This window comes from Marinobacter santoriniensis NKSG1 (genome assembly GCF_000347775.1).
In the GTDB taxonomy this organism is placed as follows: Bacteria; Pseudomonadota; Gammaproteobacteria; order Pseudomonadales; family Oleiphilaceae; genus Marinobacter; species Marinobacter santoriniensis.
In genome coordinates, this window is the sequence record NZ_APAT01000016.1 from 85,991 (window position 1) to 108,382 (window position 22,392).

Sequence of the window (22,392 nt, forward strand, 5' to 3'; positions counted from 1 at the left end):
TCAATCGAAGTTGAGTCCCGGCGCCAGGCTCTCTGGCACTTCGCTCTTGCGCGCTTCCAGTGAAGCCATCGGCCAGGCGCAGTAATCCGCGGCGTAATAGGCGCTGGGGCGATGGTTACCGCTGGCGCCCACGCCACCGAAGGGCGCCGCGCTGCTGGCGCCGGTCAGCGGCCGGTTCCAGTTCACGATGCCGGCCCGGATCTCTTCAACCAACCGCTCGTACAGTTTCCGGTCATCGGACAACAGCCCGGCAGAGAGGCCATAGCGGGTATTGTTCGCCAACTCCAGCGCATCGTCGAAGCTCTTGTAGCGATAGACGGTGAGCAGCGGTCCGAAGAATTCCTCATCCGCCACGTCAAGGCCGGTTGCATCCACGATGCCGGGAGACAGCAGGCCGGTATCCGGCCGCAGCGACTGCATTTCCAGCAAGGGTGTCGCGCCCTGTTCAAGCAGGCTTGCCTGAGCCGCCAGCAGCTTGTCAGCAGCCTCGGGTGAGATGACCGACCCCATGAAGGGCTGTGGCTCGGCATCAAATTCGCCGACCTGGATGCGACTGGCCACGGCGACCAGTCGTTCCAGGAAGTGATCGCCTTTCTTGCCCTTGGGCACCAGAAGGCGACGGGCGCAGGTACAGCGTTGGCCGGCGGACAGGAATGCCGACTGGATGGCGTGGTGAACGGCTCCGTCGACATCGGCGACATCCTGAACAATCAACGGATTGTTGCCGCCCATTTCCAGCGCCAGGATTTTTTCCGGCTGACCGCCGAACTGTTCATGCAGCAGGTGTCCCACGTTCGAGCTGCCGGTGAAAAACAGACCGTCAATCATCGGATGGCGAGCCAGGGATTTACCGGTGTTGCTGGCGCCCTGAACCAGATTGATAGCGCCATCGGGCAATCCGGCCTTTTCCCAGAGTTTCACCATTATCTCGGCAACGCCCGGGGTCAGCTCACTGGGTTTGAAAACCACGGTATTGCCAGCCAGCAGGGCCGGAACAATGTGGCCGTTGGGCAGATGGCCCGGGAAATTGTAGGGGCCGAACACGGCAACGACGCCATGGGGACGATGGCGCAACACCGCATTGCCACCAGCGACTTCCGATTCGGAGCGCCCGGTACGATCGTGGTAGGCCTTGATGGAGATGGCCACCTTGCCAATCATCGCAGACACCTCGGTGCGAGACTCCCAGAGCGGCTTTCCGGTTTCCAGCCCTATCTGATTCGCCAGCTCTTCCTTGTGGTTTTCCAGCTGCTCGCGGAACCCCTCCACGACCGCCTGGCGTTCAGCGAAACTCTTGCGCCGCCACTTCAGGAATGCATTACGGGCCTCACGCACCGCGGCATCCACATCCTCCAGATTGGCGCCGCTACCATCCCAGACGGTTGCGCCGGTTACCGGCTGCAGGGATTCGAAATAGTCTCCGTGGCCGGTCAGCCACAGGCCACCGATAAACAGTTCGCCGGTCAGGTTCAGGTTCGCCATGGCGCCTCCCTATTGTCCTAAAGATACATCAGGGATTGATCAATCCCATGAAGAATGACTGCGATGCGGCCTGCCCCGTCCGGACAGGTCCGACATGCCATTGGTCCCACTGCCATGGATGGGCCAGGTACGCCCCTCTTTCAAGGGCGCCAGGCGCACCGAGTCGCCGGATTCGACCTGCAGTGCCCGGGCGACGTCTTCGGGCAGACTCACCGTATCCGGCCCGATGCAACTGGCCGGTAATGTTGTCACCCGGAAGTCCCGGAACGCCCGATTCGATACCATCACCCGCTCGCCGGGAGGAACATCCAGGTCCATGGGTTTGTGGGTGACGAGAACATACCGGTTGATGCTTTCACGGACCGTGCGGATGTTGTGAACAAAGGCCTCGACTACCGGGCCACCGTCGAAAATATCGACCAGCCCGTTGAAGTTGAATCCTTCGGCCTGCAGCATTTTCAGCGCCGGAGCCGTATTCTGGTGCACCCGGCCAATCACAGACCTCGCGGAATCCGGCAGCATGGGAAGATAGATCGGGTACTTGGGCATCAATTCGGCAATAAACGACTTGTTCCCGAGCCCCGACAGGGTGTCCGCCTCACTGAACGGCATGTCGAAGAATTTGCAGCCCAGCGCATCCCACAACGGACTCCGCCCGGATTCGTCGGAGACGCCGCGCATCTCCGCAAACACCTTTTCGGAAAAGTGTTTCCGGAACTCGTCCAGATACATGAACCGGCAGCGGGACAACAGCAGCCCGTTCCCGCCGCCTTTGTAATCGTCCGAGAGCAGCAGAGAACAGATTTCGCTCGTGTCGGTCATGTCGTTGGACAGATGCAACGTGGGCGTCCGGACGTGCACGTCCAGCTCCCGGGAGGCGTTCACCGTCAGGCTCAGGCGATAGTTGTAGAACACTTCGTCCAGGCCGACCCGGGCCTGAATACCGCTGATACCGACCGTCCGGCCGGACTCGGTATCTTCCAGGGCAAACAGGTACAGGCCCGCTTCCGGCGCACACCGCTGATTGAAGGTTTCACGGGCATGACCGATCTTCCGCGCCAGAAGCTCACGGTCAGCCGGCAGGGTTGTCAGGCCTTTTCCAGCGTTCAGCGCCATGGTGTAAAGGTCGTCGAGATCCTTGTCCTGCAGCGGGCGTATCAGCAGCATGGCCAGCTCTCTCTCGTCGTTGTTCGGTTCATAACGGCGCGATCCTTACCGTGTCTCCGGCACTCCGGTTGAGCCGCTGCCAGGTTTGCACCGGCACTTTCAGCGTCTCCTCAAGGCTCTCCGCAACCGTGGTCAGGGTGCACCGGAATTCGCTGCCTTCGCCGGCTGAAACCAGGCAGGTTTCCCCGGATTCGTCATGACTTCCATGCAGGTCTTTCCTGTGACTGGTGACCAGGGTTCGCAGGCTGTCGGTTCGGGCTTCGAGCACCGGTCCGGCGTCGAAAATATCCAGGTAGCATCCCGCCTGGAATCCTTCCCGCTGGAGCAGCTCCAGATTCGGGACCGTCAGGGTATGGGGCTGGCCAAGAGCCGCCTGCGCCGGGGGGCTGAGCAGGGTTACATAGATCGGATTGGGCGGCATCAGCTCGGCGATGAAGGTTTTGCTGAGGATGCCCGAGTATTGGTCGGCGGTCTGGAAATCCATATTGAAGAAGTGGCGACCGAGACTGTCCCAGAACGGCACGTGGCCATCATCCTCCTGCACCCCCTGAATCTCGACCACGGTCCGTGCATGGAACCAGCTACGGTGCTCGGCCATGAACAGGATCCGCGAGCGCGAGAGCAATTCAAAGGCATCGGTACCCTGCAACCCGGGCTTGATGGTCAGCCCGCAGAGGAGGCTCTGATCGGTCAGGCCGTGGCTGGGATACAGCACGTCGACCCGGCGCGAAATGCCCAGTTCGTGGGAGGCGTGGATCAGGGCATCCCGGCGATAGTTGTAGAAAGGCTGACCGTTACCGGCCCGCGCGTCGATGCCGGCAGTTCCCATGATGGCCCCGGAATCGATGTCTTCCAGGACAAACAGGAATCGGGCCGGGGCATCCTCGGTGGCCTGCCCCGCGAAGGACCTGCACGAGTGCTCGATTTTCTGCGCCATCGCCTCGCGCTGTTTCGGCAGCGTGGAGGACAACCGCGCGCCCTGTTCGCCGGCGATTTCCAGGATCTGATCAAGATCATCCGGCCTGGCCGGACGGACTAGCCACATACCACGTCCTTCCCGTTTTCGACTCAGGCCGTCAGTTTCTTCACGGCCGCTTCAAAACGCTCCAGCGCCTCATCGATATCCTGCTCCGGAATAATCAGTGACGGCGCCAGTCGCACAACATTGGCCCCTGCCACCAGCACCATCACGCCCTCATCAAGACCGGCGTTCAGGAAGTCCTTGGCTTTGCCCTGCCACTGCTCGGTCAGGACACAGCCCAGTAACAGGCCGGCACCCCGGACCTCGCTGAAGACGCCATAACGCTCGCCGATATCCATCATGCCCTTGCGAAGCTTCTCGGAACGCGCCTTCACGCCTTTCAGAATTTCAGGCTGGCTCACGGTATCGATGACCTTCTGGGCCACAGCACAGGCCAGCGCATTACCGCCGTAGGTACTGCCGTGGGTACCGACACCAAGACTGGCCGCCACTTTCTCTGTGGTCAGCATCGCTGCCACCGGGAAGCCACCGCCCAGGCCTTTGGCCGTGGAGAGGATGTCCGGAACCACGCCATACATTTCGTAGGCGTAGAGATGGCCGGTCCGGCCGACGCCGGTCTGTACTTCGTCGAACACCAGCAGCGCGTCGTGTTCGTCACACAGGGTCCGAAGCCCCTCGAGGAACTCGGGGTTACCCGGCAGAACGCCACCCTCGCCCTGGATCGGCTCGACCACAACCGCACAGGTTTTCTCTTTGGATATGAGCGCCTTTACGGAATCAAGATCGTTGTAGTCGGCATGATGGATACCACCCGGCGCCGGCTCGAAACCTTCCAGGTATTTTGGCTGGCCGCCCACGCTGACCGTGAACAGAGTCCGGCCGTGGAAGGCGTTCTTGAACGAGATGATTTCGTTCTTTTCCGGGCCGAAGTGTTCCCACGCATAGCGACGGGCCAATTTGAACGCGGCCTCGTTTGCCTCGCCGCCGGAGTTGGCAAAAAACACGCGCTCGGCAAACGTCTGGTCGCACAGGGTCTTGGCCAGTCGCAACGCTGGCTCATTGGTCATGACATTCGACAGATGCCAGATCTTTTCAGCCTGCTCCTGCAAGGCGCCGACGAGTCCGGGATGGGAGTGACCCAGGCAGGTCACGGCGATTCCGCCCTGGAGATCCACAAACTCCCGACCGTCCTGATCCCAGATCCGTGAGCCTTCTCCACGCACCGGGATGATCTTGCCGGGGGCGTAGTTGGGCACCATGACTTCATCAAACAGTTCGCGGTTAACGGGCTCTTTATTCATAGATCTCTCTCAACGGATTTCAGACTTAAACATAGCAGGCAACACCGAAAAGTCGCACTAGGTAGGAGTGCGGACGAATTCATGATACGCCAGTCAGGGCATCATCACATCCGGGATACCTGTTTTCGACAATTCGACAATGGATTGAGAGGATACATTCTGCCCCATCAGCGTCTTGACGAGGAGTTTGTAGGAATCGAGATCGAAGGTCACCGACTGGCCACCCAGGCAGAGGTCATGCAGCTCGTTTTCATGGTGCACTGTCCCCACGTGAATCCAGTTGTACACCACCAGGATGTCGGTGCGCTCACGACGGGGGTTATGTTCGATGATGCCGACGGGGCCATCCCAGGGCCAGGTTCTCAGCCGCAGGCCATGGAACGCGATCTGCACCCTCAGGTTATACCGGGTGATATCTTCAAGCCCTTCGCAGGCCCCCTGGCAACGGCCAAGAGCCCGCTGAAAACAGGGCCCCTCATGAGCCGGCTCCAGCCCGAGCAACCGGTTACAGAGGTCGTTTTTGGCAGCAATGCCACTGAGCGCCCGCTCCGCGTCCCGCTTGCTGCGGAACAGTCCGTAATAGTCTCCGAGCCGCCCGGGATCGATTTCCCGCACCAGGCGCGCCTGCAGGTAGCCCTGCGGATTGGCCACCAGTTCGATACTGACCAGGCTCTTTGCGGCCCGGGAGCGTCGATTGAACAGCGGTTTCAGTGATTTGATCTGCTTCAGCTCCAGCAAAAGTGCACCCAGCTCGCCGGCGGTTTCTGTCCACTCCACACGGCGAAGACTCTCGGACATCCGGACCCCACGACTCGACTGGTGGTCTCCGGAAAAATGGGAGGCGACTCGCTGGGCAATGTTGGTGCTTTTGCCCACATAGAGCAGCACATCGTTCTCTCCATAGAACCGGTAAACACCAGGAACGGATGGCAACTCCTTCATGATCTCCGGGGGCAGGTGCGACGGCACACTGGGCTTTTGCAGCAACGCCCCGATCGCCTGCTCCAGCCTTTCCTCGCCATGCTCCGCCAGACTGTGCTCGAAAAACGCCAGCATCGCCGCGACATCACCCATGGCCCGGTGGCGCTGAACTTTCGCCAGGCCGTGCCGGGCAATCAGGGCGTCCATGTTGTGACGGCGATGCTGGGGATACAGTCGCCGGGACAGCTTGACGGTGCACAGTACCCGCGCCGAAAACGGACGCGACAGTCGCCGGAACTCAGACTTGATAAAGCCGTAATCGAATCGCGCATTGTGGGCGACGAACACACATCCCCGAAGTTGCTCTTCCAATTCGTCGGCGATCTCCGCAAACACCGGGGCCTGCGCCACCATCGCATTGTTGATGCCGGTAAGCTGCTCAATAAACGGCGAAATCCGGGTCTCCGGATTGATCAGCGTCTGCCACTCCCCCACCACCGTCCCGGCCTTCCAGAAACGGATACCAATTTCGGTAATGCGATCGCGGGCGGAGTTACCGCCCGTAGTCTCAATATCCAGAAAAGCAAAGAGGAAATCGTTGAGGCATGTACTTTTGGAGGTCATAAGACAGGATTACGTTGCAAGGTCAACTGCAGATGTCTGTATAACAACGAAATCTGCCTATAGACATTGGTCTAAATAAACTGCAATTTTATTTGAATTGTCACAGATTCGTAACTACCTTGTTTCTGGGTCCAACAACAAAAAGTGTGTGGAGACAACAATGCAAAGTAACAAACTAAGAATTGCAATTCGTGCGACGGCAGCAGCGGCAGTGATGGGCGTTGCCTCTCAAGCCAGCGCCGTTTCCCTTAACGTGGGTGACGACGTCGAAGCAAGCCTCTACGGCTATGCTCGCCTGAACATGAGCTATGATTTGAACGACAACCGCGCTGTATCCACTCGCGCCGGTTCTTTCACGCCAGCTAACCAAGACATCGAAGGCCACTTTGGCGCAGATGTGCAACAGAGCCGTGTTGGTATCAAGGTAACTCACGCGTCCGGCGTAATGGTCAATATTGAAGGCGACTTCCGTGGCTCTGGAAACGGTGCTGGGAGCCTTCGTATGCGCCACGCCTACGGTACCTACCAGGGTTTCCTGGCTGGCCGCACCTGGTCCAACTATGTCAGCTTTGTAGGCAACACCCCGACATTGGATTTCGACAGCTTGGCTGGCACAGCAGGTAGCCAGGATCGTACTGAGCAGATCCGCTACACTACCGGTCCTCTGTCGTTCTCTCTGGAAGATCCAAGCTCTCAGAGCATCATTGGCGGAACTGGAAGAACTTCTGCCCCCGCTTTGACAGCACGCCTTCAGGATTCTGCAGACGCTCTTTCATACTCAGCGGCAGCGCTGGTCAGCCAAGTCACATCCGATGATGGCACCAACGATGACAGCGCTATGGGCTACGCCGTATTCGGTGCAGCCAAAATGAAACTGAGCGACATGATTTCTGTACAAGGCGCTCTGAACTACACTGACGGTGCAAGCGGCTATCTGTGGCGCTCCGGGAGCAACTACTACGGTCCTAGCGCTTACATGGACGGCAACAACATTGAAACCATCGCTGGCTATGGCGGATCGGTCGGCGTAAGTCTGAGCCTTGGTGGTGGCCGGAGTGTAAACCTCGGCTACGGCATGACCAAGCTGGATTTGGACAATGCGTTCGACGCTGGCGCAGTTACCAACGCTGATCCAGAAACCAACCAGAACGTTATGCTGAATTACATGTGGACGCCGGTGAAAAGTGTCATGATGGGCGTTGAATACGCCTATTTCGACCAAGAGACCTACGGCGGCACATCAAGTGATGCAAACCGCCTGATGTTCGCTGCGCAGTACAACTTCTAATCCTTCCTGTTAGAAGTTAACTCAGCAGATACCCCGGCTCCGGCCGGGGTGTTTGCGTTTATGGCCTACTCACCGGCCCGCAGGCGGGTCCTCATTCCCCGGGTAGCCATCACTCCAAGCACTTCCACCAGCGACAACACACCTCGATCGTGTTTCCTGGGCTTCTTGCCTCTGGCAATGCGACCGATCTGACGCGCGTACCAGCTGACCTCCATCAGGGCCAGATCATCGACCATACGAATGCCGGTCCGAATCGGCCGGACGGCACTCACAACCGGCTCCCCACCGAGAATACGAAGCGGCAGATCAGGCTCTACCACCAGAGGTCGCGCCAGTCCGACCAGATCGGTTGCACCGGACTCCAATGCCTGTGCCATCCCTTCTGCCGTGCGAAAGCCGCCCGTCACCATCAATGGCACAGCCACACGAGCCCGGACCTGCTCCGCGAAGGCCAGGAAATACGCCTCCCGTGCGCGGGTACTCTCTTTCACCCGGCCCGAGTCACCGCCTTTCGCCATCGCCGGGTTCTCGTAGTTGCCACCAGAAATTTCCACCAGATCGATGCCTTCCGACGCCAGCGAGTCGATGACCGCCAGCGACTCCTCCTCGGTGAAGCCGCCACGCTGGAAGTCCGCCGAATTCAGCTTGATCCCCACATTAAAATCGGGCCCACAGGCTTCCCGGATGGCCCGATAGACCGCCAGCACAAACCGGCGACGCTTCTCGGCGGATCCGCCCCACTCATCCGTTCGCTGATTGTGGTGCGGCGAAAGAAACTGACTCACCAGGTAGCCGTGGGCACCGTGGATCTGAACCCCGTCAAACCCGGCCTTCTTCGCCACCGCAGCACCTCGGGCAAAGCGCTCGACTATGTCCTCAATCTCCGCCGGGGTGAGTTCGCGAGGCGTCGCAAACATGCCCTGAAGCTCCTTGCGGAACGGAATAGCACTCGGGGAAACCGGATCCGGGTTCAGCATCCGCGGGCTCTGCTTGCCCGGATGATTCAGCTGCACCCAGATCTGACCACCGCCAACCTTTCCGGCCTCCGCCCAGGCAGTCAGCAACCCAAGATCCGACTCATCCTCCACCACCACATTCTGCGGTTCACCAATGTGCTTACGGTCGATCATGACATTTCCCGTGATCGACAGGCCGGCGCCTCCCTCTGCCCAGGCCCGGTAAAGCCTTACCAGCGACCTGGTGGGGTGATTATCGATCGTCCCGAGCGTCTCGCTCATGGCGGATTTGGCAAAGCGGTTGGGAATAACGGAACCGTTGGGGAGCGTGAGCGGCTGGGAGAGAATTTCTGCGGGTTTCATGGTGGCCTCAATAATGTCGGATAACTCCATGAGGCTGATAGTGCGTTCCTCCGCATCGGGAGGCATTGGCTCAACCGACGTCAGAACGGCGAGAGGCGAGGCATGCAATTCAGGACTGTTGAGGGCCATGGACGGCCCGAAACAAGCGCACATGGATGTGCTCGTAGCGTGTCCTGAATTGCGTGTCCCGCCTCTCGACGCCCCACAACTCAAAGGCTGGGAGCGGGTTCAGCGACCACTGTTAAAGCAGCAGAGTCCGAATATCCCCCAGCAGCTGAGTCAGCAGGTTGGTAAACCGGGCCGCATCGGCACCGTTCACTGCCCGGTGATCATAGGACAGCGACAGCGGCAACATCAGTCGTGGCTGGAAGTCGCTGCCGTCCCAGACCGGCTTCATCGCCGCCTTGGACACACCCAGGATCGCCACCTCCGGCGTATTCACGATCGGCGTGAAAGCCGTACCGCCAATACCACCCAGACTGGTAATCGTGAAGCAGGCGCCCTGCATTTCGGCAGGCTTGAGCTGCTTGTCCCGGGCCTTCTGTGCCAGCTCGGCGCTCTCCGCCGCCAGCTCCCAGAGACCCTTCTGATCGACATCCCGGATCACCGGCACCATCAGACCATTGGGCGTATCCACTGCAATACCGATGTGGATGTATTTCTTGCGCACCACTTCCTTGCGCTCCATGTCCAGCGACACGTTGAACTGGGGAAGTTCGGCAAGCGCTGCCGCACAGGCCTTCAGCAGGAAAGGAAGCGGCGTCATCTTCACACCCTTCTTCTCGCCCGCCGTCTTCTGCGCCTTGCGGAAGCTCTCCATCTCGGTAATGTCGGCTTCATCGAACTGGGTGACGTGGGGCACGTTCAGCCAGCTGCGCTGCATGTTGGTGGCGGTGGCCGACATCATGCGGGACATCGACTCGCGCTCCACCTCACCGAACTGGCTGAAGTCCGGCAACTTCACACCGGGGATACCCGAACCTGTCGCAACGCCACCGCCCTGCTGCGCCTGCTGGAGCTGGCTCTTCACATAGGCGTGCACGTCGTCCTTGAGAATCCGGCCCTTGGGACCACTGCCCTTCACCCGGGTCAGATCCGCACCCAGTTCGCGGGCGAGCTTGCGCACTGCCGGGCCGGCATGCACTTTCGTGCCCGGACTGGGCGGCTCGTAGGTCGAACCCTGGGGTTGCGGCGCCTCCGATTTCTCAGGTTTGGCACCCGATCCGCCTTCGGATTTTGACTCTTTCTTCGGCGCGGGCTCGGAAGACGCTTCCTCCTCCTCGTCACCGCCCTCATCCTCGACGGTCATTTCGAGCAGGTCGTCGCCCTCGGAAAGCTTGTCACCCTCTTTTACGAGAATCTTTTCGATCTTGCCGGCGTAGGGTGACGGTACCTCCAGCGTGGCCTTGTCAGATTCCACGGTGACGAGTCCGTCCTCAACCTCGACGGTATCCCCCTCGGAAACGTTGATTTCGATCACCGGCACATTGTCGAAGCCATCCAGCGAGGGAACCTTCACGGTCTCCTTGCGGCTGCCGCCAGATTTTTTCTTCGGCGCCGATTGCTTCTCTTCGGCCTCCGCTTCTGGCGTCTCGTCCGATTGCTCCTCTTTTTCCTCCTGCTGAGGCTCCTCCTGGTCGTCGGATCCGCCAGACTCACCGGACGCCTCGATCATGCCAACGACATCGCCCTCCTTGACCTTGTCGCCGACCTTGACCGTTACCTTGGTGATCTTGCCGGCAACCGGCGCCGGCAGCTCGACGGAGGCCTTGTCGGACTCCACGGTGAGGATCGGATCTTCCATCTCAACGGAATCGCCAGCACTGACGATAACCTCAATAACCTCGACCTCGTCTGCACCGCCGAGATCGGGAACCTTGATTTCCTGTTCACTCATGGCGGTCTCCTTAGCTCTGCACCGGGTTCGTTTTGTTGCGATCGATTCCGTACTTGCGCATGGCCTCGAGAACCTGGTCCTGCTTGATCTCGCCATCTTTTGCCAGAGCCGCCAGAGCGGTTACTGCCACATAGTAACGATCCACCTCGAAGAAGTTACGCAACTTCTCCCGGGTATCGCTTCGTCCGAAGCCGTCCGTGCCCAGCGTCATGAACGTCTTGGGAATAAAGGCACGCAATTGCTCGGAATGCAGCTTGATGTAATCGGTGGACGATACCACCGGCCCCTGCTGCTTCTCGAGCATCTGGGTCACGTAGGCCTTTTTCGGTTTGTCATCCGGGTGCAGGTGATTCCAGCGTTCCACATGCTGACCGTCCCGGGCCAGCTCGTTGTAACTGGTGACACTCCAGACATCCGAGGCCACGCCCCAATCGTCCTTGAGCAGCTGGGCTGCCGCACGGACTTCGTTGAGAATGGCGCCAGAACCCAGCAACTGAACCCTCGGCGTTTTCTTCCGGCCTTTGGTTTCGACCGACTCGAACTGGTACATACCCTTGATGATGCCGTCCTCGCAGTCTTTCGGCATGGCGGGCTGTTCGTAGTTCTCGTTCTCGATGGTCAGGTAGTAGTAGACGTTCTGATTGTCTTCGAACATCTCCTTCATACCGTGGCGAATGACCACCGCCATCTCATAGGCGTAGGCCGGGTCGTAGGCCTTGCAGTTGGGAATGGTATTGGCCAGCACGTGGCTGTGACCGTCCTGATGCTGGAGACCTTCGCCATTCAGGGTGGTACGTCCGGCCGTACCGCCGATCAGGAAGCCCCGGGCCTGCATGTCGCCCGATGCCCACGCCAGGTCGCCGACACGCTGGAAACCGAACATGGAGTAGAACACATAGAACGGAATCAGCGGGAAGTTGTTGGTGCTGTAGGAAGTCGCGGCTGCCATCCAGGTCGCCATGGCACCGTCTTCGTTGATGCCTTCCTGAAGGATCTGGCCTTTCTTGTCCTCCCGGTAATACATGATCTGGTCACGATCCTGGGGCACATACTTCTGCCCCTCGGAGGTGTAGATACCCAGCTGACGGAACATCCCCTCCATACCGAAGGTTCTGGCTTCATCGGGCACAATGGGAACAACCCGCTTGCCGATCCGCTTATCCTTCACCAGGGCGCTGAGGATCCGGACGAACCCCATGGTCGTGGAAATCTCACGGCCATCGGAACCCTCCAGGACCTGCTTGAAGATATCCAGATCCGGAATCTGCAGAGGCTGGCAGTCCTTGATCCGCTTGGGATAGAAGCCGCCCAGGTCCTGACGCCGTTTTTTCATGTACACCAGCTCTGGGCTGTCCGGTGCCGGCCGATAGTAGGGCACCTCTTCCAGTTCGTCGTCCTTGAGGGGCACGCCGAACCGATCCCGGAACGCCTTTAGCGTGTCGATATCGAGCTTTTTCAGGGAGTGCGCCGTATTCTGCGCCTCGCCGGCCGCACCGAAGCCATAGCCCTTGATGGTGTGGGCAAGAATGACCGTCGGCTTGCCATTGGCCTGGTTCACGGCCTTGTGGTAAGCGGCGTACACCTTGTAGGGGTCATGGCCACCCCGGTTCAGCTTGCTGATGTCGTCGTCAGACAGGTTTTCAACCAGCTTGGACAACTCCGGGTATCGCCCGAAGAATTCCTTACGGGTGTAGGCCGGGCCTTTGAACGTCAGGTTCTGGAGTTCCCCGTCACACAGTTCGTCCATCGTGCGCTGCATGATGCCGTCTTCGTCTTTCTCGAACAGCGGGTCCCACATCCGGCCCCAGACGACCTTGATGACGTTCCAGCCGGCGCCCCGGAACACACCTTCGAGCTCCTGAACGATCTTGCCATTGCCTCGAACCGGGCCATCGAGCCGCTGCAGGTTGCAGTTGACCACAAAAATGAGGTTGTCGAGGTTTTCCCGGCCGGCCTTGGAGATCGAGCCGAGGGTTTCCGGCTCATCGCACTCGCCGTCGCCGACAAAGGCCCAGACCTTGCGACCGTCCATGTCAATGAGTTCCCGACTGTGCAGGTACTTCATGACATGCGCCTGGTAGATGGCCTGAATCGGCCCGAGGCCCATGGAGACCGTGGGGAACTGCCAGTAATCCGGCATCAGCCAGGGGTGCGGGTAGGACGACAAGCCACCGCTATCGACCTCTTCCCGGTATTTATCCAGCTGCTCCTCGGTGAACCGGCCCTCCAGGAAGGAGCGGGCGTAAATACCCGGCGCAGCATGGCCCTGGAAATACACCAGATCCGACTCACGCTTTTCGTCGCCACCGTGGAAGAAATAGTTGAATCCCACATCGTAAAGAGTGGCGGCCGAGGAGAAGGTGGAGATGTGCCCGCCGAGGTCACCGGGGCGCTTGTTCGCCCGGACAACCATCGCCATCGCGTTCCAGCGGATCAGCGAGCGGATACGACGCTCCATGAACAGGTCACCCGGCATCCGGGTTTCCTGGGTCACCGGAATGGTATTCCTGAAAGGCGTGGTAATGGAATAAGGCAGTTCCGTGCCATCGCGACTGGCGCGCTCGGAGAGTCGCTCCAGAATGTATTTGGCCCGGTCCACGCCTTCGTTCTCGATCAGAGACTCAAGCGCATCAAGCCATTCACTGGTTTCAATGGGATCATCGTCCTGGTACATCAAACCCTCCCCTTGGCATCAAAAGGTGCAGCGCGGGCCACGATCAGCGGCCACTGCGCGGTGCGGTGTCGATAAACTGCGTAACCTGCAGAGTGTTGTTATGGGTGTATCAGCCTGATAGCGGTACTGCCGTCCAGTACCCGGAACTTCCATCAAGCATAGAACAGCTTTCACAGTTTTCCTGCTGAGCCGGCGTACGGTAACGGGCTTTTGACCTCCGTGTGCGCGGACAGCGGACTGTACGTTGCAACGCAACGTTATTTTCGTATTTTTACTACCTTTTAAGTCACTTCAACAACCGATTGACCCGATATCGGCCGTTTTTACGGCATTCTTTTCGGTTAGTTACGCAAGAATGACCTTTTTCGGACCATCAGACAACCAGGCTCAGACGAAGGTCTTAATGCATAACAAACGACTGAATGCATAGCACCTCTAAATGCTTCATCTGCAGGAGAATATTTTCACATGGAATTTAAGCCTTTATTTTCAGTTATTTATCAGTCTATCCAACCTTTATCCGACCCAGCCATCGTCGACTTTTTAATTAGACCTGAAAATAAATTTCCTTTTATGTATACTGCGCTGCCCGATTTTTAACCAAAGAAAAGTGGTCAGACCACTTTTCCCACAGTCCGACACACGACAGAGGGCGATCTATGAACTCCATCGTCACGTTTCCGAACCGCATTCCTGTCACGGAATTCGAGGAGCGGCGTTTCAAGGTCTACACAGACCGCCAGCTCGACAAGATCGACATCATCCAGAACCTTCCCGAAGAAACCCTGTTCGAAATGAAAGTGGTGGCCAGCGTGCTGCCTTTCCGGGTCAACGAGTATGTGATCAATGAACTGATCAACTGGGACCAGGTACCGAACGACCCGATCTATCAGCTGGTATTCCCCCAGAAGGGCATGCTGAAGGACGAACATTTCGAGCGCATGGCACAACTTCACCGGGACGGCGCGGACAAGAAGGAAATACAGGCGGCCGCCAAGGAGATCCGGGACGAGCTGAACCCGCACCCGGCCGGCCAGATGGAAATGAACATGCCGGAACTGGACGGCGAAGTGCTCGACGGCGTGCAGCACAAGTACCGCGAGACCGTGCTGTTCTTCCCCGCCCAGGGCCAGACCTGTCACTCCTATTGCACCTTCTGCTTCCGCTGGGCCCAGTTTGTCGGTGACAAGGACCTGAAAATGTCCAGCACCGAAGCCGAGAAGCTGCACGGCTACCTGAAAGAACACACCGAAGTGACCGACCTGCTGGTCACCGGCGGCGACCCGATGGTGATGAAGACCAAGAACCTGGTCCAATACCTGGAGCCGCTGCTGGAGCCGGAATTCGACCACATCCAGACCATCCGGATCGGCACCAAGGCCCTCACCTTCTGGCCGTACCGGTTTGTCACCGACAAGGACGCGGACGAACTGATCGAACTGTTTGCCAAACTGGTTGACGCCGGCAAGCACGTGGCGATCATGGCTCATTACAACCACTGGCAGGAGATCACCACGGACATCGCCGAAGAGGCCATTCGCCGGATCCGCGCGACCGGCGCCGAAATCCGCGCACAGGGCCCGCTGATCAAACACGTCAACGACGATGCCGACGCCTGGGCCAAGCTCTGGAAGAAGGAAGTGAAGCTGGGCATCATCCCCTACTACATGTTCGTCGAGCGGGATACCGGCGCCAAGAACTACTTTGAGGTGCCCCTTGCAGAGGCCTATCACATCTACCGGGAGGCGATGAAGCAGGTCAGCGGACTTGCCCGCACCGCCCGCGGCCCCTCCATGAGCGCCGGCCCCGGCAAGGTCGAGATCCAGGGCATCACCGAAATCAAGGGCGAAAAAGTCTTCGTACTGCGCTTCCTCCAGGGTCGCAATCCCGACTGGGTTCAGCGTCCGTTCTTTGCCAAATACAGCGAAACAGCCACCTGGCTGCACGAGCTGGAACCGGCCTTTGGAGAGGAAAAGTTCTTCTTCGAGGACGAGTACGAGCAGATGAAGAAGGGCAACGGGTAAAATACCCTGCCCTGAAACAAAAAAAGCCGGACAACATGTCCGGCTTTTTTTATTTCAGACTCAGTGCATGAGCGTATAGAGCTTCCGGCGATAGGTCCGAACATCCGGGTTGTTGTTGCCCAGTTTATCGAACAGCTCGATCAGGGTCGTCCTGGCAACACCGTCCTTATAGGTGCTGTCAGCCTGCATCAGCCGAATCAGCAGATCCATGGCTTCCGCGTTTTCCTCTCGCAAAACACGATGCAAAGCCAACTGGTGCAGTGCGTTCGGGTCCTTCGGATTCTGCTCCAGCGCCATTTCCAGATCCTTGACCGGAGGCAGCTCCGCCGACTGTTTCAGGAACTTCACTCGCGCCGCCAGCTGCTTGGCCTGGTGCTGCATCTTTTCTTCCGGCGGCAGGCTCTCGAGCACCTGCTCTGCGGTCTCAAGGTCGCCCATTTCCGCCTTCAGCTGGGCCAGATCAATCAGGACTTTCAGATTTTCGGGATCTTTCTGGTTCATCTCAGAGAGGATCGCCAGGGCGCCTTCTGCATCGCCCTCTTCCCAGATCCGGTGAGCCTTGTCGTAGGGGTCTTCCTTCGGTGCTTCAACATGCTTGTCCAGCACCTTGCGGATCTCGCTCTCGGGCAGTGCGCCGTTAAAACCATCCACGGCCTGGCCATCCTTCACCAGGATCACGGTTGGCAGGCTCCGGACACCCAGGCTGGCGGTCAGCTGTTGCTGCTCATCGGCATTCACCTTGGCCAGCATAAAGGCTCCTGCGTACTCATCTGCCAGCTTCTGGAGCAGCGGCATGAGTTGCTTGCAGGGCGCACACCATTCCGCCCAGACATCGACCAGGATGGGCGTTGTTGCAGAGGCATCCATCACCTCCTGCTGGAAATTCTCCATGGTGGCATCGAAAACATACGGCGAATTGCTCATTGGGGTACCCGAACCGTTAAATGCGTTGCGTGAATGAATCTGACTGATTCATGGGGCCGGCGCCCGGAAAATCAAGCGCCACTGGCGACAGAACTCCAAAGCCCGCCGTGAAACCAAATCCTTGAAATAGCCGTAATCGCCGCTAGATAGGCTAGTAACACAATGGTGCGGGCCAACGACCAGGACTGTTAATCCTGCCCGCCCGACGACAACCTTCAGGATGGACACATCACGGCATGAATGACAAGCACCGCAAAGACAGCTTTGAGGAATTCGAAGAGGACGTGACCGAGTACATCGGCAAGGACGAACACAGTAAAAGTCTCGCCCTGCCCCAGCAGACGATGCCGAGGCGCATGTATGTCCTGCCGGTGTCGAACAGGCCCTTTTTCCCGGCCCAGGTGCAGCCGGTGATGGTGAACCAGGACCCGTGGCACGAAACCCTCAAACGGGTGGGCGAAACCGACCACCACGTTCTGGGCATCTGCTACGTCGAAGAGCACGACGCCGAACAGGGTATTCCGGACAGCGCAGACCTGGAAACCATGGGTTGCGCCGTCCGCGTTCATCACGCGCAGAAGGAAGGCGGCAAGGTCCAGTTCATCGCCCAGGGGCTCCAGCGATTCCGGATCGTCCAGTGGCTGCGCCGCAAACCGCCCTACCTGGTGGAGGTCGATTACCCCGAAGAGCCCGAGGAGGACGCCGACGAACTCAAGGCGTACACCCTGGCCATCATCAGCACCATCAAGGAACTGCTGCGCACCAATCCTCTCTACGGCGAGGAAGTGAAGCAATACCTGTCCCGCTTCGGCCCGGATGACAGCTCCCCCCTGGCCGACTTTGGCGCGTCCATGACCAGCGCCCCGGGGGCTGAACTACAGGATGTTCTCGATACTGTTCCGCTGCTTCGGCGCATGGAAAAGGTTCTGCTGCTGATGCGCAAGGAGCAGGAAGTCGCCCGGCTGCAGTCCGAAATCAGCGAGGAGGTCAACGAAAAAGTCCAGAAACACCAGCGGGAATTTTTTCTCCGCGAGCAGCTGAAAGTGATTCAGCGCGAACTGGGCATGGCAAAGGACGACAAGACCGCCGATGCCGAGCGGTTCGAGGAGCGCATGGCCAAACTCGACCCGCCCGAGCCGGTACTCGAACGCTATCGGGACGAACTCCAGAAGCTGCAGGTATTGGAACAGGGTTCGCCGGAATATGGCGTGACCCGCAACTACCTGGACTGGATCACCCAGGTCCCCTGGGGGCAGTTCTCCGAGGACCATTTCGATCTTGCCGAAGCTCGACGTATCCTGGACCGGGACCACGATGGCCTCGACGACGTCAAGGACCGCATCATCGAGTTTCTGGCCGAAGGCACGTTCAAGGGGGAAGTCAGCGGCTCCATCCTGCTTCTGGTCGGGCCTCCCGGCGTGGGAAAAACCTCCATCGGCCACTCGGTGGCGGATGCACTCGGCCGGAAATTCTACCGGTTCAGTGTTGGCGGCATGCGCGATGAGGCTGAGATCAAAGGGCATCGGAGAACCTACATCGGCGCCATGCCCGGTAAATTTGTCCAGGCCCTGAAAGATTCCAAGGTCGCCAATCCGGTGATCATGCTGGACGAAATCGACAAGATCGGGGCGTCCTACCAGGGCGATCCCGCCTCAGCATTGCTCGAGACCCTGGATCCGGAGCAGAACCGGGAGTTCCTGGACCACTACCTGGATGTCCGCATGGACCTGTCCAAGGTGCTGTTCATCTGTACCGCGAACCAGCTGGATACCATCCCCAGGCCACTGCTGGACCGGATGGATGTGATTCGCCTGTCCGGTTATATCACCGAAGAAAAGCTGGCCATTGCCAAACATCACCTGATGCCCCGATTACTGAAACGGGCCGGACTGCTGAAAAAACAGCTGAACGTGAGCGACGCGGCGCTGAAGCAGGTGATCGAAGGCTATGCCCGGGAAGCCGGGGTCCGGAGCCTGGAAAAGCTCCTGCACAAGATCATTCGCAAGGGCATCGTGAAGCTTCTGGATCATCCGGACACACCGGTGAAAGTGGGTGTAGCTGATTTGCCCGACTATCTCGGTCAACCGGCGTTTCGCCGGGAAAAATCCCTCAAGGGCATTGGCGTGGTGACCGGTCTCGCCTGGACTGCAATGGGCGGCGCAACCCTCAGCATAGAGGCGTCTCGCATCCACAGCAGCCAACGGGGCTTCAAACTGACCGGCCAGCTCGGGGATGTCATGAAGGAGTCGGCAGAAATCGCCTACAGCTACGTGTCCTCGAATCTGAAGCGTTTCAAGGGCGATCCGACATTCTTCGACAAGTCGTTCGTGCACCTGCACGTACCCGAGGGCGCGACCCCCAAGGATGGACCAAGCGCCGGTGTCACCATGGCGACGGCGCTGTTGTCCATAGCCCGCCGGGAAGCACCGCAACTGAACGTGGCCATGACCGGCGAGCTGACGCTGACCGGCCAGGTGCTGCCGGTGGGAGGCATTCGGGAAAAGGTAATCGCGGCACGGCGGCAACGAATCGACAACCTGATCCTGCCGGAAGCCAACCGGGGCGACTACGAGGAATTACCGGACTATCTCCGGGAAGGCCTGACGGTGAATTTCGCCAGGCACTACAACGATGTGTTCCAGGTGTGCTTCGGCAACAAGCCAAAGTCGAAATCCTCGGTACACTGAATCCAGGGGAAAGGCGGCGGTCAGCCTTTCCCCTTCCAGCCGTCGTCTTTCAGAACAGAGCCGACAGTCAGCACCGGTGACGCATCAATGTCGTCAGCGTCCATCATGTTGGCGACGCGCTGCAGGGAGGCCAGAATCATGGTCTGTTCCCATTCATGCAGGCTCTGGAATTTCTGGATGAAGTCTTCCTGGAGCGGATTCGGGGCCCGGGCCAGAATCTCAGCCCCCTCCTCCGTCAGGTGAGCGTGCACCTTGCGTTTGTCCTTGGTGCTGCGCACCCGGTAGACGAGTTTACGATGCTCCAGCCGGTCCAGGATGGTCGTGACGGTCGCCTGACTCAGGCTCACCTTGTCAGCGATGGTCCCGATGGTCACCTCTCCGAGATCCCTGATGGTGCGCATGATCAGCAGCTGCGGACCGGTCAGGCCAACGTGCTTGCTCAGTCGCTTGGAATGAAGATCCGTCGCCCGGATCACTCGCCGCAACGCCACCAGCACCTGCTCGTAGTTGTTCGCGACGTTACTCCGGCTCCGGTCCGTATTCCCGGCCTGATCACTGGTCTGGGACGAGTTGGCATTCACAGTCTTCGGACTGGACATCAGCATCTGCCTCGTTTTTCGTTATCTCTGCCATGGAGTGACTTGCTTATACCACTAATTATTAGAGGTCTTTGCACCGCGGAATGCAAGTAGTGGGTTTTACCGGCAAAAGTGACTGCCCCACCCCATCTGCAACCCGGCGTTTCTTCTCGCAGCCACTATGCTAAGGTCATGACCTTCTTCATTTTCTGATAAACGGACGAAACCCGATGACCAGACATCTCGTCGCCCTTTTCGTACTGCTTGGTATGGCCGGCACCCTGCAGGCTCAGGAAAAGACAACGCCCGACAACACAGTCACCGCCGCGGACGTACAGAAGCGGATCCAGAATCTGGACAAACCCATGTATACGCCGTTTGTGGAGAGCTACCTGCTCCAGGAAACCAAAGACCTTCGCAGGGAAATCCAGAATACCCGGGCGGAACTCATTGAGAAGGTCGTCGACAAGGAGCTCTCAGTGGCAGACAAGAGCATGTCCTACGCCACCGATACCGTCACCTACTTCTTTTATCTCATCGCCGGCGCAACCTCGATCCTGGTTGTCATAGGGTGGAACTCGATCCGGGACATGCGAAATCAGCTTGGCAGCGTGGCTGAAAAGCGGGTGAACGAGCTGGTGGTCGAGTATGAAAGCCGCCTCAAGTCCATCGAGGAGCAGCTTCAGCAGAAATCAGACATCATCCAGCAGAACCAGGAAGAAATCGAGCGCACCAACGAGGTGCACTCGCTCTGGCTCAAGGCAAGCCAGGAAACATCCCAGCAGAACAAGATCGCCGCCTACGACCGCATTCTCGACATGCGCCCCGACGACGTCGAGGCGCTCAGCTACAAAGCCGACGCGGTTCTTGAGATGCAGGAACCCCTCTGGGCCATCAGTTTGTGCCAGCGTGCACTGCGACTGGCCCCTGATAACGGCCACGCGCACTATCAGCTGGCCTGCGCCTATGCCGAGATTGGTCGCTGGGAAGACGCTGTCAGCACGCTGGAGAAGGCGATCGACATCTCCGAGGCTTACCGGGATGACGCCTCCGTCGACCCGAGCTTTGAGCAGTTGCTTGAACATGAAAGCTTCCGCACACTGGTGTTCCCCGATCAGGATGAGTCGACAGACGCATAAGGAAATCCGGAGCGGCACGCTGTTTGCTTCTCCGCCCGATGTCGATGACATTGCCGCTGGGCAATGCCCTGTTCCGGAGCAAACACTGGCCCGATCTGCTTGACAACGGGTGGTGCGTGGTGTTTGTTTAACGCTCTGAGAACACAAGAATAACCCTGAACCAAACAGGACTGACCCAATGAGAATCTCAGTAAAGAAACTCGCAACCGCTGTTAGCGCCTCCGTTGCCCTGATGGCCGCTGGCCAGGCATCTGCAGAAATCCAGATCGGCATTGCCGGTCCGATGACCGGACCCGTTGCCCAGTATGGCGACATGCAGTTTTCTGGTGCGCGCATGGCCATCAAGCGTATCAACGAAAATGGCGGCGTCATGGGCGAAAAGCTCGTCGGCGTTGAATACGATGACGTGTGTGACCCCAAGCAGGCCGTCACCGTTGCCAACAGCCTCGTAAACGATGGCGTTCGTTTCGTGGTTGGCCATCTCTGCTCCAGTTCCACCCAGCCGGCGTCTGACATCTACGAAGATGAAGGCGTGCTGATGATCACTCCGGCGTCCACCAACCCGGACATCACTGACCGTGGCTACGAGCTGGTTTTCCGGACCATTGGTCTGGACAGCATGCAGGGGCCGGTTGCCGGCAACTTCATCGCCAGCCAGAACCCGGAGCGTGTCGCGATCATTCACGACAAACAGCAGTATGGTGAAGGCATCGCCACCGCAGTACGCGATACCCTGAAAGAGAAAGGCGTTGATATCGCCATGTTCGAGGGTATCACTGCCGGCGCCAAGGACTTCTCCTCGCTGATCTCCAAACTCAAGCAGGCGGACGTCGACTATGTCTATTACGGCGGCTACCACCCGGAGCTGGGCCTGATTCTGCGTCAGGCAAAACAGGCCGGTCTTGACGCCCAGTTCATGGGCCCCGAGGGCGTTGGTAACAAAGACATCAACACCATCGCCGGCGATGCGGCTGAAGGCCTGCTGGTCACCCTGCCCCCGAGCTTCGACCAGAAGTCCGAGAACCAGGATCTCGTCAAGGCGTTCGAGGATGCCGGCGAAGATCCCACGGGTCCTTTCGTGCTGACCTCGTACACTGCGGTTCAGCTGATCGCCGATGGCATCGAAAAAGCGGATTCAACCGATCCGTTTGACGTAGCCGAAGCACTTCGCAGCGGCAGCTTCGATACTCCGATCGGTACCGTTCAGTACGACAAGAAAGGTGATCTCAAGTCCTTTGACTTTGTCGTATACCGTTGGCATTCAGATGGCACGAAAACTCCGGTAAAATGAGCCAAAATCGTTAACTAACGGTAATAATGAGAGCACCTTCTCACCGCGATCCGGGAGAAGGTGTTTTTCTAGGTTCCCGTCGATTCTCCCCTAC

15 protein-coding genes are annotated in these 22,392 nt (G+C 58.6%); 5 read left to right on the forward strand and 10 right to left on the reverse strand.

The genetic code is table 11. The features are described 5' to 3' along the window. From astD to MSNKSG1_RS11535, 5 genes are all read right to left on the reverse strand, one after another. The gene (gene astD, locus MSNKSG1_RS11515; protein ID WP_008939448.1) at nucleotides 1-1,482 is read right to left on the reverse strand and encodes a succinylglutamate-semialdehyde dehydrogenase; all 1,482 of its coding nucleotides are present in this window, start codon (nucleotides 1,480-1,482) and stop codon (nucleotides 1-3) included. Between the two features lie 39 nt (nucleotides 1,483-1,521). Further along, nucleotides 1,522-2,649 carry an arginine N-succinyltransferase gene (astA, locus tag MSNKSG1_RS11520; RefSeq protein WP_008939449.1) on the reverse strand — a complete coding sequence of 376 codons (1,128 nt, stop codon included), beginning with the start codon at nucleotides 2,647-2,649 and terminating at the stop codon, nucleotides 1,522-1,524. Between the two features lie 28 nt (nucleotides 2,650-2,677). Beyond that, a complete protein-coding gene (locus tag MSNKSG1_RS11525) occupies nucleotides 2,678-3,694 on the reverse strand; it encodes an arginine N-succinyltransferase (RefSeq protein WP_008939450.1) in 1,017 nt (338 codons plus the stop codon). Nucleotides 3,695-3,717: 23 nt separating this feature from the next. After that, nucleotides 3,718-4,932 (reverse strand): aspartate aminotransferase family protein, encoded by a 1,215-nt coding sequence (locus MSNKSG1_RS11530; RefSeq protein ID WP_008939451.1) that lies wholly within the window; start codon nucleotides 4,930-4,932, stop codon nucleotides 3,718-3,720. A 93-nt stretch (nucleotides 4,933-5,025) separates the two neighbouring features. After that, complete coding sequence (locus MSNKSG1_RS11535) at nucleotides 5,026-6,477, reverse strand: exonuclease domain-containing protein (RefSeq protein ID WP_008939452.1); 1,452 nt, start codon at nucleotides 6,475-6,477, stop codon at nucleotides 5,026-5,028. Nucleotides 6,478-6,637: 160 nt separating this feature from the next. On the opposite strand from MSNKSG1_RS11535, the gene MSNKSG1_RS11540 reads away from it, so the two are divergent. Continuing rightward, nucleotides 6,638-7,765, forward strand: coding sequence for a DcaP family trimeric outer membrane transporter (locus MSNKSG1_RS11540; protein ID WP_040886865.1), 1,128 nt, complete (start codon nucleotides 6,638-6,640; stop codon nucleotides 7,763-7,765). A 65-nt stretch (nucleotides 7,766-7,830) separates the two neighbouring features. Here the strand turns inward: MSNKSG1_RS11540 and MSNKSG1_RS11545 are convergent, their stop codons facing one another. The 3 genes from MSNKSG1_RS11545 to aceE all read right to left on the reverse strand — a co-directional run bounded on the left by MSNKSG1_RS11545 (nucleotide 7,831) and on the right by aceE (nucleotide 13,655). Beyond that, on the reverse strand, nucleotides 7,831-9,213 hold the full coding sequence (locus MSNKSG1_RS11545) for an NADH:flavin oxidoreductase/NADH oxidase family protein (protein WP_264622971.1): 1,383 nt from the start codon (nucleotides 9,211-9,213) through the stop codon (nucleotides 7,831-7,833). A 112-nt stretch (nucleotides 9,214-9,325) separates the two neighbouring features. Continuing rightward, nucleotides 9,326-10,981 carry a dihydrolipoyllysine-residue acetyltransferase gene (aceF, locus tag MSNKSG1_RS11550; protein WP_008939455.1) on the reverse strand — a complete coding sequence of 552 codons (1,656 nt, stop codon included), beginning with the start codon at nucleotides 10,979-10,981 and terminating at the stop codon, nucleotides 9,326-9,328. Between the two features lie 10 nt (nucleotides 10,982-10,991). After that, nucleotides 10,992-13,655 (reverse strand): pyruvate dehydrogenase (acetyl-transferring), homodimeric type, encoded by a 2,664-nt coding sequence (aceE, locus tag MSNKSG1_RS11555; RefSeq protein ID WP_008939456.1) that lies wholly within the window; start codon nucleotides 13,653-13,655, stop codon nucleotides 10,992-10,994. A 659-nt stretch (nucleotides 13,656-14,314) separates the two neighbouring features. Here aceE and MSNKSG1_RS11560 point away from each other — a divergent pair. Further along, nucleotides 14,315-15,679 (forward strand): KamA family radical SAM protein, encoded by a 1,365-nt coding sequence (locus MSNKSG1_RS11560; RefSeq protein ID WP_008939457.1) that lies wholly within the window; start codon nucleotides 14,315-14,317, stop codon nucleotides 15,677-15,679. Nucleotides 15,680-15,739: 60 nt separating this feature from the next. Here MSNKSG1_RS11560 and trxA read toward each other — a convergent pair whose 3' ends face one another. After that, on the reverse strand, nucleotides 15,740-16,603 hold the full coding sequence (trxA, locus tag MSNKSG1_RS11565) for a thioredoxin (protein ID WP_008939458.1): 864 nt from the start codon (nucleotides 16,601-16,603) through the stop codon (nucleotides 15,740-15,742). A 236-nt stretch (nucleotides 16,604-16,839) separates the two neighbouring features. On the opposite strand from trxA, the gene lon reads away from it, so the two are divergent. Next, complete coding sequence (gene lon, locus MSNKSG1_RS11570) at nucleotides 16,840-19,290, forward strand: endopeptidase La (protein ID WP_008939459.1); 2,451 nt, start codon at nucleotides 16,840-16,842, stop codon at nucleotides 19,288-19,290. A 20-nt stretch (nucleotides 19,291-19,310) separates the two neighbouring features. Here lon and MSNKSG1_RS11575 read toward each other — a convergent pair whose 3' ends face one another. Then, nucleotides 19,311-19,895, reverse strand: coding sequence for a MarR family winged helix-turn-helix transcriptional regulator (locus MSNKSG1_RS11575; RefSeq protein ID WP_008939460.1), 585 nt, complete (start codon nucleotides 19,893-19,895; stop codon nucleotides 19,311-19,313). A gap of 203 nt (nucleotides 19,896-20,098) precedes the next feature. On the opposite strand from MSNKSG1_RS11575, the gene MSNKSG1_RS11580 reads away from it, so the two are divergent. Together MSNKSG1_RS11580 and MSNKSG1_RS11585 are read left to right on the forward strand one after the other, a co-directional pair. Next, on the forward strand, nucleotides 20,099-21,007 hold the full coding sequence (locus tag MSNKSG1_RS11580; RefSeq protein ID WP_008939461.1) for a tetratricopeptide repeat protein: 909 nt from the start codon (nucleotides 20,099-20,101) through the stop codon (nucleotides 21,005-21,007). Between the two features lie 178 nt (nucleotides 21,008-21,185). Next, nucleotides 21,186-22,298 carry a branched-chain amino acid ABC transporter substrate-binding protein gene (locus tag MSNKSG1_RS11585; protein WP_008939462.1) on the forward strand — a complete coding sequence of 371 codons (1,113 nt, stop codon included), beginning with the start codon at nucleotides 21,186-21,188 and terminating at the stop codon, nucleotides 22,296-22,298. Nucleotides 22,299-22,392: the final 94 nt, after the last annotated feature.

Coding starts and splice junctions, on each gene's coding strand:
- MSNKSG1_RS11535 (WP_008939452.1), bottom strand. CDS start 6,477: ATGACCTCCAAAAGTACATGCCTCAACGATTTCCTCTTTGCTTTTCTG.
- lon (WP_008939459.1), top strand. CDS start 16,840: ATGAATGACAAGCACCGCAAAGACAGCTTTGAGGAATTCGAAGAGGAC.
- astD (WP_008939448.1), bottom strand. CDS start 1,482: ATGGCGAACCTGAACCTGACCGGCGAACTGTTTATCGGTGGCCTGTGG.
- MSNKSG1_RS11530 (WP_008939451.1), bottom strand. CDS start 4,932: ATGAATAAAGAGCCCGTTAACCGCGAACTGTTTGATGAAGTCATGGTG.
- aceF (WP_008939455.1), bottom strand. CDS start 10,981: ATGAGTGAACAGGAAATCAAGGTTCCCGATCTCGGCGGTGCAGACGAG.
- aceE (WP_008939456.1), bottom strand. CDS start 13,655: ATGTACCAGGACGATGATCCCATTGAAACCAGTGAATGGCTTGATGCG.
- MSNKSG1_RS11580 (WP_008939461.1), top strand. CDS start 20,099: ATGACCAGACATCTCGTCGCCCTTTTCGTACTGCTTGGTATGGCCGGC.
- MSNKSG1_RS11560 (WP_008939457.1), top strand. CDS start 14,315: ATGAACTCCATCGTCACGTTTCCGAACCGCATTCCTGTCACGGAATTC.
- MSNKSG1_RS11545 (WP_264622971.1), bottom strand. CDS start 9,213: ATGGCCCTCAACAGTCCTGAATTGCATGCCTCGCCTCTCGCCGTTCTG.
- MSNKSG1_RS11585 (WP_008939462.1), top strand. CDS start 21,186: ATGAGAATCTCAGTAAAGAAACTCGCAACCGCTGTTAGCGCCTCCGTT.
- trxA (WP_008939458.1), bottom strand. CDS start 16,603: ATGAGCAATTCGCCGTATGTTTTCGATGCCACCATGGAGAATTTCCAG.
- astA (WP_008939449.1), bottom strand. CDS start 2,649: ATGCTGCTGATACGCCCGCTGCAGGACAAGGATCTCGACGACCTTTAC.
- MSNKSG1_RS11540 (WP_040886865.1), top strand. CDS start 6,638: ATGCAAAGTAACAAACTAAGAATTGCAATTCGTGCGACGGCAGCAGCG.
- MSNKSG1_RS11525 (WP_008939450.1), bottom strand. CDS start 3,694: ATGTGGCTAGTCCGTCCGGCCAGGCCGGATGATCTTGATCAGATCCTG.
- MSNKSG1_RS11575 (WP_008939460.1), bottom strand. CDS start 19,895: ATGCTGATGTCCAGTCCGAAGACTGTGAATGCCAACTCGTCCCAGACC.